The sequence below is a fragment of the Candidatus Obscuribacterales bacterium genome, from assembly GCA_019744775.1.
Classification (GTDB): domain Bacteria; phylum Cyanobacteriota; class Vampirovibrionia; order Obscuribacterales; family Obscuribacteraceae; genus SBAT01.
On sequence record JAIETZ010000001.1, the window covers coordinates 88,484 to 102,303 of the forward strand.

Consider the following 13,820-nt stretch of genomic DNA (forward strand, 5'->3'; position numbering starts at 1 on the left):
CCACTCAGCCTCCCATACGAGCAAGCAATTTAGTAGCAGCTGCAACTTCTATAGGCATTTGTGTCAGTTGATTGTTAATGCCATCAAGACGGCGTTGTGTTCGCTTAATTGCGTTATTTAGACGTCTTGTAGATTCACCTTGATCAAAGTTTTGTCCATTAATAGAAAACGATCCCGGACCAGTATTTACTTGGCTTAAACGCTCATTAAGCATTTGCAGTCGAGATTGTCCTTCCGCTTGATCTTGGAGCAAGCTATTTCTAGTTGCATCTGATTCTTTGACTAAAGTATTGAGATAACTCACAACCACAGCTTTGAATTTCTGCGGATATGGCGCTCTTAATTTTGTCTGTCCCTGATCGCTGTACCAACCTTGACCATCCATATAAATGATGGAGCCGTCTGTCCGCTTAAGTACGAGGAAATTACCATCAGGCGTCAGCCAAGCGCTATTGAATAATTCCATTGCGCCAGTCACGGGAGCAGGCACTGGTGTCGGTGGTTGATCAGGAGCGGGAAAATTCTGCGCTGCCTTATTCAATAGAACAACAGCATCTTGAATGTTACCGACTTCGGTATTGGCATCATTTCTGTCCTGGTCGTTGAAACCAAGTTGCCCACCCATGCCGGCAGCAGACTGTTTTGATTGTCCGGCTGACTGTAGTCCCAGAGACTGCCTGCGAATTTCAGAAGCAATGTGATATGACATATAAGGATCAGTAGCTAAGGAAATCATGGGCGTACCAGTTGCTTGATCAACAACTTGAGTGCCATTGCCTGATACTAAAAGGTACGCTTGATCGGTGAGACGCACTGCAACTTGTCCATTCGGCAAAATGTCGGCATCGTCACCTAAGCGATAATCAGACTGTGCAGACTGCGACGACTCAGCGGCACCTTGCGGCATCTCATTATCATTGCCCCAGTTGTAGTTATTCACATAGGTATTTTGATAGTTATAGTTGCGCGCTGGATATTGCGAGCCTTCCTCATCAACTGCTTGTCCGGAATTGGCGCCAATATTTACGTTGAGAAAACCAGGACCGCCGGCATAGACAGGCACTCCCCAGCCACCCCATCCCCAACCACCCCAGCCCCAGCCTGGTCGTGCCCAACCGCCCCAAGCACCACCCCAGCGATGACCCCAGTGACCATAATGATCAAAGTGATGATCAAAATCATGATCGCCGTGGAATCCACGATCTCCAGCGCGACCTGCGCCGGCAGCACGTCCACCACGATCGCCGCCACCATCATGGGCGCCCTTACCATATGCAGTGTCGGGATAAATCAAATTGCCGATGATCACAACCAAAGTGACAATTGTCAGCACACGCATGCCGACACTAAGAAGAGCAGAATAGTCACCTGTCCATTCAACAAGTCGTTCTTTTAAATAGACAAGTTCCGACACTAATTGCTTAGGAAGCTCAGCAGCTCTTGCCAGCAGTCTTTCTACTAGTCCTGCTAAATCAATTGATTCTAAAAAGCGAACCGGTTGAGCCAAGAAGTCGTTAATCATGCTGCGCGTCTGAAAGCGCTGTAACGACGGCACTAATCCAACAACACGTTCGTATAAAGCATCAACTTGTAATTCGGCCTTCATTGGCTCGCCACCATTAACCGTTAATGCGTAGCGAATCTCAGGCGAAAGAAGATTAGTGCTGTTATCAGCTTCCGGCAATGGCAGACTCAACAAATCAACATTCAATGAATCCCAAATTGGTCCTGAGAAATCGGTGAGCGTCTCTGCGTTAAATAAATAGTGCAGCAATATATCGCTGTTCTGACAAGCAGGCTTAGACTTGCTTTGATATGTCGCCATTTGCTGCGGAAAATGGAAAAGTTTACGCAAATGTTCGACGTCTTTTAATGCTCGACGCGGCTTTGGTAACACCAACTTACGCTCAATTTCTGCCGGTGTGATTCTCACGGATGAGGCAAGCAAGAATCCCCAGTCGTGTCCGTAGCCTTGTTCAGCAAAGGAAGGCATTACAATTCGATAGGGACTGCAATTCAATCCACCAACTAACACACTATTGATAATCGACCAGTAAGCAGACGGAGTTGACGAAGGAGAAGCGGCATTGACTGCAAGCACTCCCTCAGTGGTCAAAAGCTTTTTGAGTTTGCCATACCACTCAACGCTATGGATGCGTGTCTCTGACGCCTTCTGCGGTACAGTCAGATCGCTAATGATCAAATCATAAGTGATACCGCTCTCAATTGCTGCGTCAGCAAAATCCCAAGCATCTTGCACATGCACGCGCACACGAAAATCATCAAGGCTTGATCTGTTGAGAAACGCCCAGTCCTTACGAGCCAAAGCTAAGACTTCTTTGTCGTAATCAACTAAATCAATTCGCGAAATCGTCTCCGACTTCAACAATTCCCGCGCAGTAAGTCCGTCGCCCCCACCAATTACAAGCACGCGCAGATTTCCGTCATGTTTTCTTGATTCGGCTAAGCCAAGTGCAGGTAATGCCAAACATTCGTGATAGATGTGTTCGTCACGACTATCAAACTGCAAATCACCATCGATAAAAAATGCCAGGGTGCCATCATTGCGACGTTCAAGTAGGACAGACATTGCGCCTCCCATAGGTAAGCCGATGCCTACATTGTACGTATTTAATGATTGCGAAGAACTGTTGACAGCTCAATTGTACTAAGAGCGTTACGATTGAGTTTTCTTCTTGCCGACTTGCACTTTTTTGTGTGACCGAAATGCAAAGTAGATGATCACGACGACTGAAGATGACCAGACAAAATTGAAAAAACCCTCGTAGAATTCCTTCCACATAAATACCTTGGCAATTTCAGGCAAGAAAGAATTTCCATAGTTTTCCGGACTGTATCTCACTACGACTGCTCTTCCCGGTTTGAAAGTCTTGGGAAATTCATACCAGAATTCCGGATTAAGTGCCGACATGTGCAGCGGCTCTTGAACGCTGCCGTGATAAAGAGTGCCGTCGGCAGTATAGGTGTAGCCGATAAAGCACGCACGATAAGGAGATGCTTCAGGTTGCTCCGTCGCACCCAACTCCTGAGTAAAGGCCGCTTCTATCTGCGTGGATTCGATTACACCTTCAGTACCAGGCCAATCGTGTATTTGCAGACCCTGCCAAGCCCACCAGGCAGTCGGCGTAAAACAGATGACGAAGATAAACACGCCAACGATGGCAAGAATAATTCGATTCCAATGTCTGCGCATGCAATCTCACCTCTACCTACTAGGACTTTACCAAAATATAGGCTTGCTCGATAGCAATGCTTTCAATCTGCTGCCGAAATCGGAAACTTTTTTCTACAATTGGTTATCAAGAGAATTAACTCCAACCCCTCAAGCTTAAGCCTACTCAAGGCATCGGAGTCCATGAGCGGTTAAACTACCTCCTCGAGCTTCTTGATAAGACAAGCTTGGACAAATTTTTTGGAGGATCTCCCAATGAAGGTGGAAACGCCACAGAAAAAGGAAACGGCCGTGACAGAACACGAAAAACATCCTAAGGCGCCCAAGCAGGAAATCATCAAGAAATTTCCGGTCAAGGTCAATCTAGAAAATTACGAAGAAGCTTATGCCAATTTTGACTGGGCAGATGCGAAAAAAGAACTCTCCTATTTTGCCGGCGGCAAAATAAACGCCGCCTACAACGCTGTCGACAGACACATGCACGACGGTCGTCGCAACAAAGTTGCCCTCTACTGCATCGACGCCAAAAACAAGCTCGAGAAATACACCTTCCAAGACATCTACCACTTGTCCAATCGCATGGGCAATGCATTGAAAGATCTCGGAGTCAAAAAGGGCGACAGAGTATTTGTATTCTTGCCCCGCATACTTGAACTCTACGTTGCCACTATTGGTATTGCCAAAGTCGGTGGTGTAGTAGGTCCTCTATTTTCGGCATTCGGTCCGGATGCCTTGCGCGACAGACTGCAAGACAGCCAAGCTAAAGTGCTCATCACCACTCCTGAACTCAAAGGCAAGATTGACGGCATCAAAGATCAATTGCCGGATTTGGAATACGTCGTCGTTGTTGGTGCAGAGCAAAGTAAACTTGGCCCAGGTGAATTGAGTTTTGATGCATTGATGAAAGAAGCATCCCCTGAACTCAAATGCGAACAGCTTGATCCAGAGCATCCGCTCTATTTGCTTTACACCTCAGGTACAACCGGCAAACCAAAAGGCGTTTTACACGTACATAACGACATCATCGGACATCACATGACGTCCAAATGGGTGCTTGATCTTCGCGATGATGATGTTTACTGGTGCACGGCTGATCCAGGTTGGGTAACTGGGACTGTATACGGCATTTTTGGACCTTGGTCCAATGGCGCATCCGTTGTTACCTACGAAGGTCGCTTCGATGCTCAAAGCTGGTACGAAGTAATTGACCGCATGCGCGTTACCGTCTGGTACACAGCACCAACGGCCTTGCGCATGTTGATGAAAGCAGGCGATGAAATTGTTTATCAAAACAGTCTCAATAGCTTGCGTCATATCTTGAGCGTTGGCGAACCATTAAACCCCGAAGTTGTACGTTGGGGCATGAAAGTTTACGGACTGCCAATTCACGACAACTGGTGGCAAACAGAAACCGGCATGCAACTAATTGCTAATTTGCCTTGTATGCCGATTAAGCCAGGCTCAATGGGCAAGCCATTGCCGGGCGTAGAAGCCAACGTCGTCGACGACGAGGGAAATCCAGTCGAGCCCGGTCAATTAGGACGCTTAGTTGTCAGACCAGGCTGGCCCTCTATGCTGCGTGAAGTCTGGCGCAACGAAGAGAAGTTCAACGAATATTTCCGCATTAAAGGCTGGTACTTCTCCGGCGACAATGCTTGGATCGATGAAGAAGGTTATTTCTGGTTTGTCGGTCGTGCCGACGATGTGATCAACACGGCAGGGCATAGAGTCGGGCCATTCGAAGTTGAATCCGCACTAGTTGAACACCCGGCAGTAGCCGAAGCCGGCGTTATTGGTAAACCGGACAAAGAGCGCGGCGAAATTATCAAAGCCTTTGTTGTCCTCGCCAATGGTTTTTCAGAATCATCAGATCTTCTAGACGAGATCAAGGAATTCACAAAGAAGAACCTCGCTGCTCACGCTTATCCTCGCGAAATTGAAATCCGTGACACACTGCCCAAGACTCGTTCCGGCAAAATTATGCGACGCTTATTGAAGGCGTGGGAATTAGGGCTGCCGACAGGCGATACATCTTCACTGGAAGAAGACTAAGTCTCAGAGGTCAGCTTGCGAATTTGGGTTGACGCTGATGCTTGTCCAACAGCAGTAAGAGACGTTATCGCAGTTGCTGCGCACAAACACGGCGTGGCTACAGTTTATGTCGCCAACAAAAAGCTCGCGGTGCCGGTTTCGCCTCATATCAGTTTCGTTCAGGTAGCGCCAGCTTCCGATGCAGCAGATGTCTACATTCAAGACAATGCTGAAAAGTTCGACTTAGTCGTGACCCAGGACATTCCCTTAGCACATGCTGTCGTCACTAAAGGTGCGGTTGCCATAAGTCCGCATGGTGAAAAATTCACACCAGACAATATTGGTGAGCGCATATCAATGCGCAACCTCATGCAAGACTTGCGCGACAGCGGAACCATAACGGGCGGTCCCAAACAATTTTCTGAGAGAGACAAACGCGAGTTTGCCAATACATTCAACAATGAATTGGTCAAACTGCTTCGGATGACATCCAAGTAAAGGAGAATAACAGTGACGACAAAATTGGGAGGTAAAGTAGCCCTAATTACTGGAGCCTCTTCAGGGATAGGCGAGGCAACAGCCCTGGCTCTCTCAGCAGAAGGCGCCGATATTTCATTGGTTGCCCGTCGAACACACAGACTGGAATCAGTTGCACAAACAATTTCCACCAACAAGGGCAAATCGCTGACCATTGCTGCAGACATAACGGATCCCAAAGAAGCGCTGCGAGCAGTGAATGAAACAAGAGAACATTTCGGACGCGTGGACATTCTGGTTAATAATGCCGGCATCATGCTGCTTGGACCAATTGACGGAGCCAATATTGAAGATTGGCAGCGCATGGTGAATATCAACATCATGGGGCTTATGTATTGCACCCATGCCGCTTTGCCCATCATGAAACAGCAAGGCGAAGGTCACATCATCAACATGTCATCAGTAGCCGGGCGCATAATTACCGGCGGCTCGGCTGTATACAACGCCACCAAATGGTACGTGAACACTTTCAGCGAGGCTCTCCGCCAAGAAGTTTACCAAGACAAAATACGAGTGACGAGCATCGAACCTGGCGCTGTAGCAACAGAGTTAACCGACCATATTACGGTGCCTGAAGTAAAAGACCGCATCAAGAAATGGATAGGCTCAATGCGCGCACTAACCGCCAAAGACATCGCCGACACGGTTGTCTTTGCTGCAACGCAACCACCACACGTCAGTATCAATGAAATTCTCGTCCGCCCAACCGACCAGAGTCTATAACGGTTATTGAAGTTCCCAGATGTATGAACCAAATGGTTCCAAGGACACTTCCTTGCTTAAATCTGGCGAATCCGCTGACGAAACATTCGAAGCAATTAGATTGCCTTTCTTCTTTGTTATGGCTTTAGGCAAGTCAAGCTTTATCTTTTGAGGCGCGTTACTCATATTGAGTGTTACCAGCACATTGCTTGAATCTTTTGTTCGCAGGTAAGCCAGAATATTTTTGTCGGTGGTATTAAGTGGTATATAAGCACCATCGCGCAAGGCCGGGTTTGTGCGTCTTGCTTGAATCAGCTTTTTGTAATAACTGAGTATCGAATTAGGATCTTTTTCTTCAACCGCTACATTGTGAGTCTTGTACTTAGCTGTTACGGGTAGCCACGGCTTAGCCTGACTGAATCCTGCATTTGCTTCAGCAGTCCACTGCATAGGCGTCCGTTCGCCATCCCGTCCTTTTTCTTTGGGCCAGCCGATTTTTCCGATTGGATCGTAGACTTCTTCGACCGTTTGCGGATCGCGATTTTCCATACCCAACTCCTCTCCGTAATAAAGAATTGGCGTGCCTCTCAAGGTAAGTAACATCGTCGCCATTAGCTTAGCGATTTGGTCGTTATGAATGCCATCACCATATCGAACATAGCTGCGTTTAGTATCGTGATTATTGAATAGATAGACGGGCCATCCTTGTGCCGGATTAGTGTCCCATTCTTTAATACGCGCGCGGAAATCCGGTGCGGACAACTTATTGATGTATGCAAACTGGAAATTCATCGGCAATTGAATTTCATCCCCATTTTTACCGTACATCAAGCACAAATCAGCCAAATCCTTTCCGAAAGTTTCGCCTACAAGCACGCGATCATCAGGATAACTATTGAGAAGCGTACGCAAATCACGCAACACATCGTGTATTTCCAGTGAATGGTCATTATTCTCATTAGCCATATTAGGGTCGCCATAAGCGTTTTTACCCGGTAAAACCTTATTGTCTTTCAGATTCGGATCTTCATACAGCGTGGTAATGGCATCGAGACGAAATCCGGCGACGCCTCTGTCGAGCCAGAAGCGCACAGCATCAAACATTGCCTTTTTCACTTCAGGATTACGCCAATTGAGATCTGGCTGTTCTGGATAGAAGAAGTGGTAATAATACTGCTTAGTTGCCGGATCAAGAGTCCAGGCAGAGTGCCCAAAGATAGACTGCCAATTATTCGGTGGCTGACCATTTTTTCCATCACGCCAAATATACCAGTCACGTTTGGAATTTGTTTTTGACGAGCGCGACTCAACAAACCACTTATGCTCATCCGAAGTATGATTCATCACTAAGTCCATGATGATTTTGATGTTACGCGCTTTAGCCTCTTTGATGAGTTCATCAAAGTCAGCCAGAGTCCCATATTCAGGCGCAATATTTTCGTAGTCGGAAATGTCATAGCCAAAATCGACTTGCGGAGATGGATAGCACGGTGTAATCCAGATGGCATCAACACCAAGATCTTTCAAATAGTCGAGCTTTGATACAATCCCTTTGATGTTTCCCACACCGGCATTTTTGGCATCAGCAAAACTGCGAGGATAGATCTCATAGAAGACAGCATGCTTCCACCAAGGTTCCTGACTAACCGGCGTCGTAACGGCAACTTGCGAATCGGCGCTTGCCGCAGTTGAAAAACACAGCGTGGCTGCCACCGGGATAAGCAGTGACTTCAATAGACTATTCTTCATTTACTCTTCTCTCTTTTACAGTTTCTGTATAGTGCCGGAGCCGGAAATTTGTTGGTTAACCTTTGCCGGATTGCCATGAATCTTTATCGATCCTGCTCCGGAAATATTTGCATCAACTGACTGATTGGCAAAGATATTGGCATTGCCGGAACCTGAAATTGTTATGTCACAATTCTTGCTTTTGAGTTCAGTCAATTCAACATTTGAAGAGCCGGACAATTCCATGTCCAAATCATCCACCTCACCTTGAGCTTTGACTTTGGATGATCCAGCTGTATCGAGCTCAAACGATTTAGAACTGACACCAGCAACTACCGCATTGGTTGATCCATTGAGTTCTAGTGACTCCAGTTTCGGCACGACAATGTGCACAGATAAATGAGTAGGCTTAGCATCGTCTTCGACAGAAATTGTCAGCTCATTGTCATTTACAACCGAATCCACATCAGCCATGCTGTCTTTGTTGCATTCGATGGTCACGCTCTGTGGCGAACCCACTTTGATGTCCATTTCCAGTGCACCACCTGCTGTAATTTTGGAGAAATCAGGCAGTTTTCGTTGCTCAGTGACAACATCCGAGCGATCTTCAGACGAACATGCCGTACAAGCTAGAACACATGCTGCAACTGTTAGTAAGCGAAGTACCACGACTTATCTCCTTGATAATTCACAAAAGATGCCCTGTCCCAGAATATCGGCTAATTAGCCTTATACAAATATGATTATGTTAATACTGGTAGTATCAGTTCAGCAGCTACTCACGAATGAAGGAAACAACGTGACCATTGTTTCCTTCAAAATCTCCCGTCGTGCTAACTACCAAATAGGTAGAAAGTTAGCGACTCCATGTCTGCGGTTACGACGCATTTGCTCCAGATACCAAAGCTGCTGAGCTTGGGCATTGAATCCTGGAGCGAATCCTGAAGGCGCTGCGTCCATACGTCCGCCGAACTGTCCTAGCGCGTGGACAGGTACTGTGCCTTTGATGGTTCCTGTGGCATCATAAAATTCGCCGTTTGTGCTTTGTAGCCAAACTGGGCCCTGCCATCGTGGATCCCATGACGGATATGATTGTGCGAAACTAGGAATGGCACTTCCTGCCGTGATTGCCAAACATAGAATCAAAGCTGGATTAATAATTTTCATAGATTTGACCTCTAGTCTTGAGTGCGGCTCCTATGTACCTAGATGGTCAGCCGCCGCTCATGGTTCCATGAGGCGGGGAAAATTCGTAGAAACTTAAGAAGTTAGGCAAGACGTTTTTTGCGACGAATGCGGATGTACTCTCTGAAGTAGTTATCCGAACAACTTAACTGACTTAAACTTACCTTCGGTCTCGGGATCCTTTATCCTATACACATCGTAGAAGCATACTCATTACATCGACTTAGTTGGGTCCACCCCGGCTTGCAAGGATGTGTTTTGTAGAGCTTTCTAAATTTGATCAACTTGACTTCTCTAAAATTTGAACTTTTTGATGGGGTCAAACGTCTATATATAAAGGGGACAGGGTGTAACCATGAGCGTAGACATAACAGTCTCAGACGATCAAATTGAACGCTTACCACCACAGTCGGTTGAAGCCGAGCAGGCGGTCTTAGGTGCCCTGCTGGTAATGGGCGATGCCATTACCCGTGTTCTTGATATCCTTCATCCCGAATACTTCTATCGCAAGACTCACCAAGTTATCTATGCGGTGATGCTCGACCTCTTTGAACGCAATGAACCAATTGACATCGTAACGACCTCTCAGGAGCTGAAAGACCAGGGCAAGCTTGAGACAGTTGGTGGTCGTCAATTCTTAGCTGATTTGGCGATGTCGGTTGCCACTACAGCCAATTTAGAATATTACGCGCACTTAGTGCACGACAAAGCCATGCTGCGCAATCTAATCAAAGCCGGCACGGAAATTGTCACCACAAGCTATGAAGAAACAGATGCCGACGCTGCTATCGATAAAGCAGAGCGCCTGATCTTTTCACTTGCTGAAAATCGCGACATGAAACAGCTTGTGCCGATTGGTGACATCGTTGGTGATTCATTTGCCAAAATCGAAGAGCGCTATACCAATCGCGATCAACTAGCGGGAGCACCGTCTGGTTTTTACGACCTAGATGCGATGACTTCCGGATTCCAAAATTCTGATCTCGTCATCTTGGCAGCCAGGCCTTCAATGGGAAAAACCGCATTCGTCTTAAATATTGCGCAGTACGTGGCTCTGGAAAAGAATTTGCCAGTCGCTATCTTCTCTCTCGAAATGTCGAAAGAGCAGCTAGTTCAGCGTATGCTTTGTAGTGAAGCTGGAATTGATGCCACTAGACTCCGTACCGGCAATTTACAAAACAACGACTGGACTCGCTTGTCGATGGCAATGGGCAGACTTGGCGAAGCCCCGATGTATATCGACGACTCAGCTGTCGTAACCGCCCTCGAAATTCGCGCAAAATGCCGCAGACTTAAAGCGGAGCAGAAGAATCTCGGCATGATCATCATCGACTATATTCAGTTGATGCAGGGACGTAAAGCTACAGACAATCGCGTGCAGGAAGTATCGGAAATTTCACGCAGCTTGAAGACGCTTGCACGTGAATTAGAAGTGCCTGTAATTGCCTTGTCTCAGCTATCTCGCGCGGTTGAAGCAAGACAGAATAAGCGTCCGATGCTTTCAGACTTGAGAGAATCTGGTTGTCTAACTGGTGACACTCTCATCTACCTTCCAACAACAGGAAATTACAAGAGAATCGACGAACTAGTTGGAACAAAAGGATTTAGCGTCTTAGCAATCAACACCGATACTTGGAAGCTCGAACGGCGGAAAGTATTGAATGCATTCTCTACAGGCACAAAACCAGTGTACAAGCTCACAACAAAGCTCGGACGTACCATTAGAGCAACGGCAAATCACAAATTCCTGACGATCGATGGATGGCACCGCTTAGATGAGCTCAGTTTGGGATCTAAGTTGAGCCTGCCGAGAACTCTGCCTTCTCCTAGTACTGCGTCCATTACTCTTGATGAACTCGCATTGCTGGGATATTTAATTGGAGATGGCTGCACGTTAGCCAACCACTCTATTCAATACACAAGCGCTGATCTCGATTTAGCAGAAGATGCATCTCGTGTAGCCACCGCAATATTTGGCAATAGCCTTTCACCGAGAATAAAGAAAGAGAGAAATTGGTATCAAGTATACCTGTCGTCAGCTGAGCGCTTAACGCACGGAAAACGCAATCCAGTGGCTAAATGGCTCGATCAGCTCGGCATATTCAATCTTCGCTCCTACGAAAAGCGGGTTCCATCAGTCGTCTTTTCACAACCAGCTGAACACATTGCCCATTTCATCAGACATCTATGGGCAACAGACGGAACGATCTTCATTTCGGAAACAAGACCAATACCAACGCTGTTCTATGCGACCAGCAGTAACTTATTGGCGTATGACTTGCAAGCTCTATTGCTTAGACTGAACATAAATGCAATCATCCGAAAAGTTCCGCAAATTGGAAAAGGACGGGATCAGTATCACCTGGATATAAGCGGCAAACAAGATATAGAGCGATTCCTAGAGGTAATTGGAATCGCTGGTCAACGCAAACAAGAAATGGTATCACGTGTAGTTACTCACCTGGAAAATAGATTCGCAAATACGAATCGAGACGTCATTCCCAAAGAGGCTTGGAAGTTATTAGTCGAGCCAGCCAGACAAGTCGTCGGCATGAGTAGTCGGCAAATGCAAGCAGCTATTGATACAGCATACTGTGGCACAAGCTTATACAAATCAGCACTCAGCAGAGCTAGAGCTGAGCGGGTTGCCCAAGCTGTTGGCTCCGATCAATTACATAAACTGGCAACGAGTGATGTTTATTGGGATGAGATTACATCTATCATTCCTGATGGCGAAGAAGAAGTATATGATCTAACAGTCGAAGGACTGCACAATTTTGTTGCAAACAACATCATCGTTCATAACAGTATTGAGCAAGATGCGGATATCGTTATGTTCATCTATCGTGACGAATACTACAACCAAGAATCGGACAAACGCGGCGAAGCTGAAATTATCATAGCTAAACAACGTAACGGCCCGACTGGCACGGTAGACCTGCTCTTCCAATCGACAATTACGCGCTTCTTGAACAAAGTGCATAATTCCGGTTACAGCGAAGTCTAGTTAACAGGCACCCAGATGATATCGTGACTCGTATGTCCCAGATGCGACTGCGTGTCAAATGTCAGGCTGTCTAAATCCATAAGACCGAGTGCGTCTGCTGCTTCGCTCGTTACAAAAAGCTTTTTACCATCGGGAGTAAGTTCCAGATTGCCCGGAAATTCCAAGTCCAGCGGCAGACGGACATCGCTTAACTTCTGATTGGTTTTCAAATCAAAAATACTAATGGAGTTATCGCGAGCACAAGCAACGAATAGTCTCTCATTATCACGACTCAAAGCAAGTCCTGTGGGTGCATTGCCTGTTTGCAGCGTCGCCAGAACTTGCTTGGTGCCTAAATCTACGATAGACAACGTATTAGAAAGTCGATTGGTTATATAAACGCGCTTGCTGTCATTACTAATCGCCATCGCAGTAGGCATACCACCGACTTTCACAGTTCCATTAACAGACTGGTTACCGGTCGAAAGTATAGTCAACTGTCCGGAAGCGGCGTTCAAAACCAGCAAGTAATAGCCATTGGGTGTAACAGCTAAACGACCCGGACCAGGCGGTACTTTTGTACGCAGCAAAACCTTCTTGGAAGCAGCTTCAATAATAGCTATGTCGTTAGTGCCACTCTCCGCTACATAAATAAGTTGTCCATTGGGCAGAGTAGCTATGCCTTTAGGAGCACTTTTAGGTTCGAGATCTATTTGACCAACAAATTCCCTCTTGCTGGGATCTAGAATAAGCACACGTGCTTTTGCTTGATCTGAAATATACAGGTGATTGCCGATAGCAACCATTTGCGAAAGCGTTCCTTCCGTTGGAAACTCAGTTAGCTTATTCAACTTATGATCATCAAGGAGGGTGAGAGTGCCCGAGTGAAGCGAATTTACAACGTAGACACCATGATCTGAAATTGGTGTTTTTGCGTGATGGATAGTTACCGGTCCTGATTCAAGCTTTGTCAGTTCAGCCTCATCGACAACCTTAATCTGCAAGTCACCAATAAGCTCCTTGTACTCTTTGGGCAATACAAAATTCTCAGGTACTATCAAGTCAGATGGGAAATTGCCTGTAAAAATGCGTTTGCGAGTTTTTTCAGTCAAACTTGGCGGCAAAACAAAAGTATTTACATGCCCCTTCTTAACAACTTTGAGGTAGCACCAACCATTGGTGTAAACGACCAATTCGGGTTTTGTCTTATCAGGATAAGTAAATTCCTCTTGTGGTTTCGACCACTTAGGAACATTGATGCCGCCAGGTATAACGGGCAACATCAGGTCACCGTTCTTCAACTCAATCGCCCCATCAAGGCGAATTTTGGAACCCGGAAAATCCTGCTCCACCAGCTGTTTGAAATCAGCTGATAGTCTTGTCGCATTCGCCGCATTAGCCAGAATGGCAATTAGGGGAATGGCCGACAACAGAGCAAAAATTCGTCTTTCAAACATC

The 13,820-nt window shown here is 46.5% G+C and carries 10 protein-coding genes; 4 read left to right on the forward strand and 6 right to left on the reverse strand.

Annotated features, from left to right (window positions below):
- Positions 1 to 4: 4 nt before the first annotated feature.
- Positions 5 to 2,590, reverse strand: coding sequence for a hypothetical protein (locus K2Y22_00375; GenBank protein ID MBX9876888.1), 2,586 nt, complete (start codon positions 2,588 to 2,590; stop codon positions 5 to 7).
- An 87-nt stretch (positions 2,591 to 2,677) separates the two neighbouring features.
- The gene (locus K2Y22_00380) at positions 2,678 to 3,214 is read right to left on the reverse strand and encodes a DUF3592 domain-containing protein (GenBank protein MBX9876889.1); all 537 of its coding nucleotides are present in this window, start codon (positions 3,212 to 3,214) and stop codon (positions 2,678 to 2,680) included.
- Positions 3,215 to 3,448: 234 nt separating this feature from the next.
- Here K2Y22_00380 and acsA point away from each other — a divergent pair, with 234 nt between their 5' ends.
- Genes acsA through K2Y22_00395 form a run of 3 tightly spaced genes read left to right on the forward strand, consistent with a single transcriptional unit; the run spans position 3,449 to position 6,484 of the window.
- Positions 3,449 to 5,245 carry an acetate--CoA ligase gene (acsA, locus tag K2Y22_00385; GenBank protein MBX9876890.1) on the forward strand — a complete coding sequence of 599 codons (1,797 nt, stop codon included), beginning with the start codon at positions 3,449 to 3,451 and terminating at the stop codon, positions 5,243 to 5,245.
- A gap of 15 nt (positions 5,246 to 5,260) precedes the next feature.
- The gene (locus K2Y22_00390; GenBank protein MBX9876891.1) at positions 5,261 to 5,722 is read left to right on the forward strand and encodes a YaiI/YqxD family protein; all 462 of its coding nucleotides are present in this window, start codon (positions 5,261 to 5,263) and stop codon (positions 5,720 to 5,722) included.
- A gap of 12 nt (positions 5,723 to 5,734) precedes the next feature.
- Entirely contained in the window at positions 5,735 to 6,484 is a 750-nt protein-coding gene (locus tag K2Y22_00395) for an SDR family NAD(P)-dependent oxidoreductase (protein MBX9876892.1), read from the forward strand.
- 3 nt (positions 6,485 to 6,487) lie between these two features.
- On the opposite strand, the gene K2Y22_00400 is transcribed toward K2Y22_00395, so the two are convergent.
- The 3 genes from K2Y22_00400 to K2Y22_00410 all read right to left on the reverse strand — a co-directional run bounded on the left by K2Y22_00400 (position 6,488) and on the right by K2Y22_00410 (position 9,358).
- Positions 6,488 to 8,212, reverse strand: a complete 1,725-nt coding sequence (locus K2Y22_00400; GenBank protein ID MBX9876893.1) for an alpha-glucosidase — start codon at positions 8,210 to 8,212, stop codon at positions 6,488 to 6,490.
- Between the two features lie 15 nt (positions 8,213 to 8,227).
- Complete coding sequence (locus tag K2Y22_00405; GenBank protein ID MBX9876894.1) at positions 8,228 to 8,860, reverse strand: DUF2807 domain-containing protein; 633 nt, start codon at positions 8,858 to 8,860, stop codon at positions 8,228 to 8,230.
- 168 nt (positions 8,861 to 9,028) lie between these two features.
- Positions 9,029 to 9,358 carry a hypothetical protein gene (locus K2Y22_00410; protein MBX9876895.1) on the reverse strand — a complete coding sequence of 110 codons (330 nt, stop codon included), beginning with the start codon at positions 9,356 to 9,358 and terminating at the stop codon, positions 9,029 to 9,031.
- Between the two features lie 373 nt (positions 9,359 to 9,731).
- Here K2Y22_00410 and K2Y22_00415 point away from each other — a divergent pair, with 373 nt between their 5' ends.
- Entirely contained in the window at positions 9,732 to 12,383 is a 2,652-nt protein-coding gene (locus tag K2Y22_00415) for a replicative DNA helicase (GenBank protein ID MBX9876896.1), read from the forward strand.
- Here the strand turns inward: K2Y22_00415 and K2Y22_00420 are convergent.
- Positions 12,380 to 13,819 carry a YncE family protein gene (locus K2Y22_00420; protein MBX9876897.1) on the reverse strand — a complete coding sequence of 480 codons (1,440 nt, stop codon included), beginning with the start codon at positions 13,817 to 13,819 and terminating at the stop codon, positions 12,380 to 12,382. The genes K2Y22_00415 and K2Y22_00420 overlap by 4 nt on opposite strands.
- Between the last annotated feature and the right edge of the window lies 1 nt (position 13,820).

Coding starts and splice junctions, on each gene's coding strand:
- K2Y22_00380 (MBX9876889.1), bottom strand. CDS start 3,214: ATGCGCAGACATTGGAATCGAATTATTCTTGCCATCGTTGGCGTGTTT.
- K2Y22_00400 (MBX9876893.1), bottom strand. CDS start 8,212: ATGAAGAATAGTCTATTGAAGTCACTGCTTATCCCGGTGGCAGCCACG.
- K2Y22_00415 (MBX9876896.1), top strand. CDS start 9,732: ATGAGCGTAGACATAACAGTCTCAGACGATCAAATTGAACGCTTACCA.
- acsA (MBX9876890.1), top strand. CDS start 3,449: ATGAAGGTGGAAACGCCACAGAAAAAGGAAACGGCCGTGACAGAACAC.
- K2Y22_00420 (MBX9876897.1), bottom strand. CDS start 13,819: ATGTTTGAAAGACGAATTTTTGCTCTGTTGTCGGCCATTCCCCTAATT.
- K2Y22_00410 (MBX9876895.1), bottom strand. CDS start 9,358: ATGAAAATTATTAATCCAGCTTTGATTCTATGTTTGGCAATCACGGCA.
- K2Y22_00375 (MBX9876888.1), bottom strand. CDS start 2,590: ATGTCTGTCCTACTTGAACGTCGCAATGATGGCACCCTGGCATTTTTT.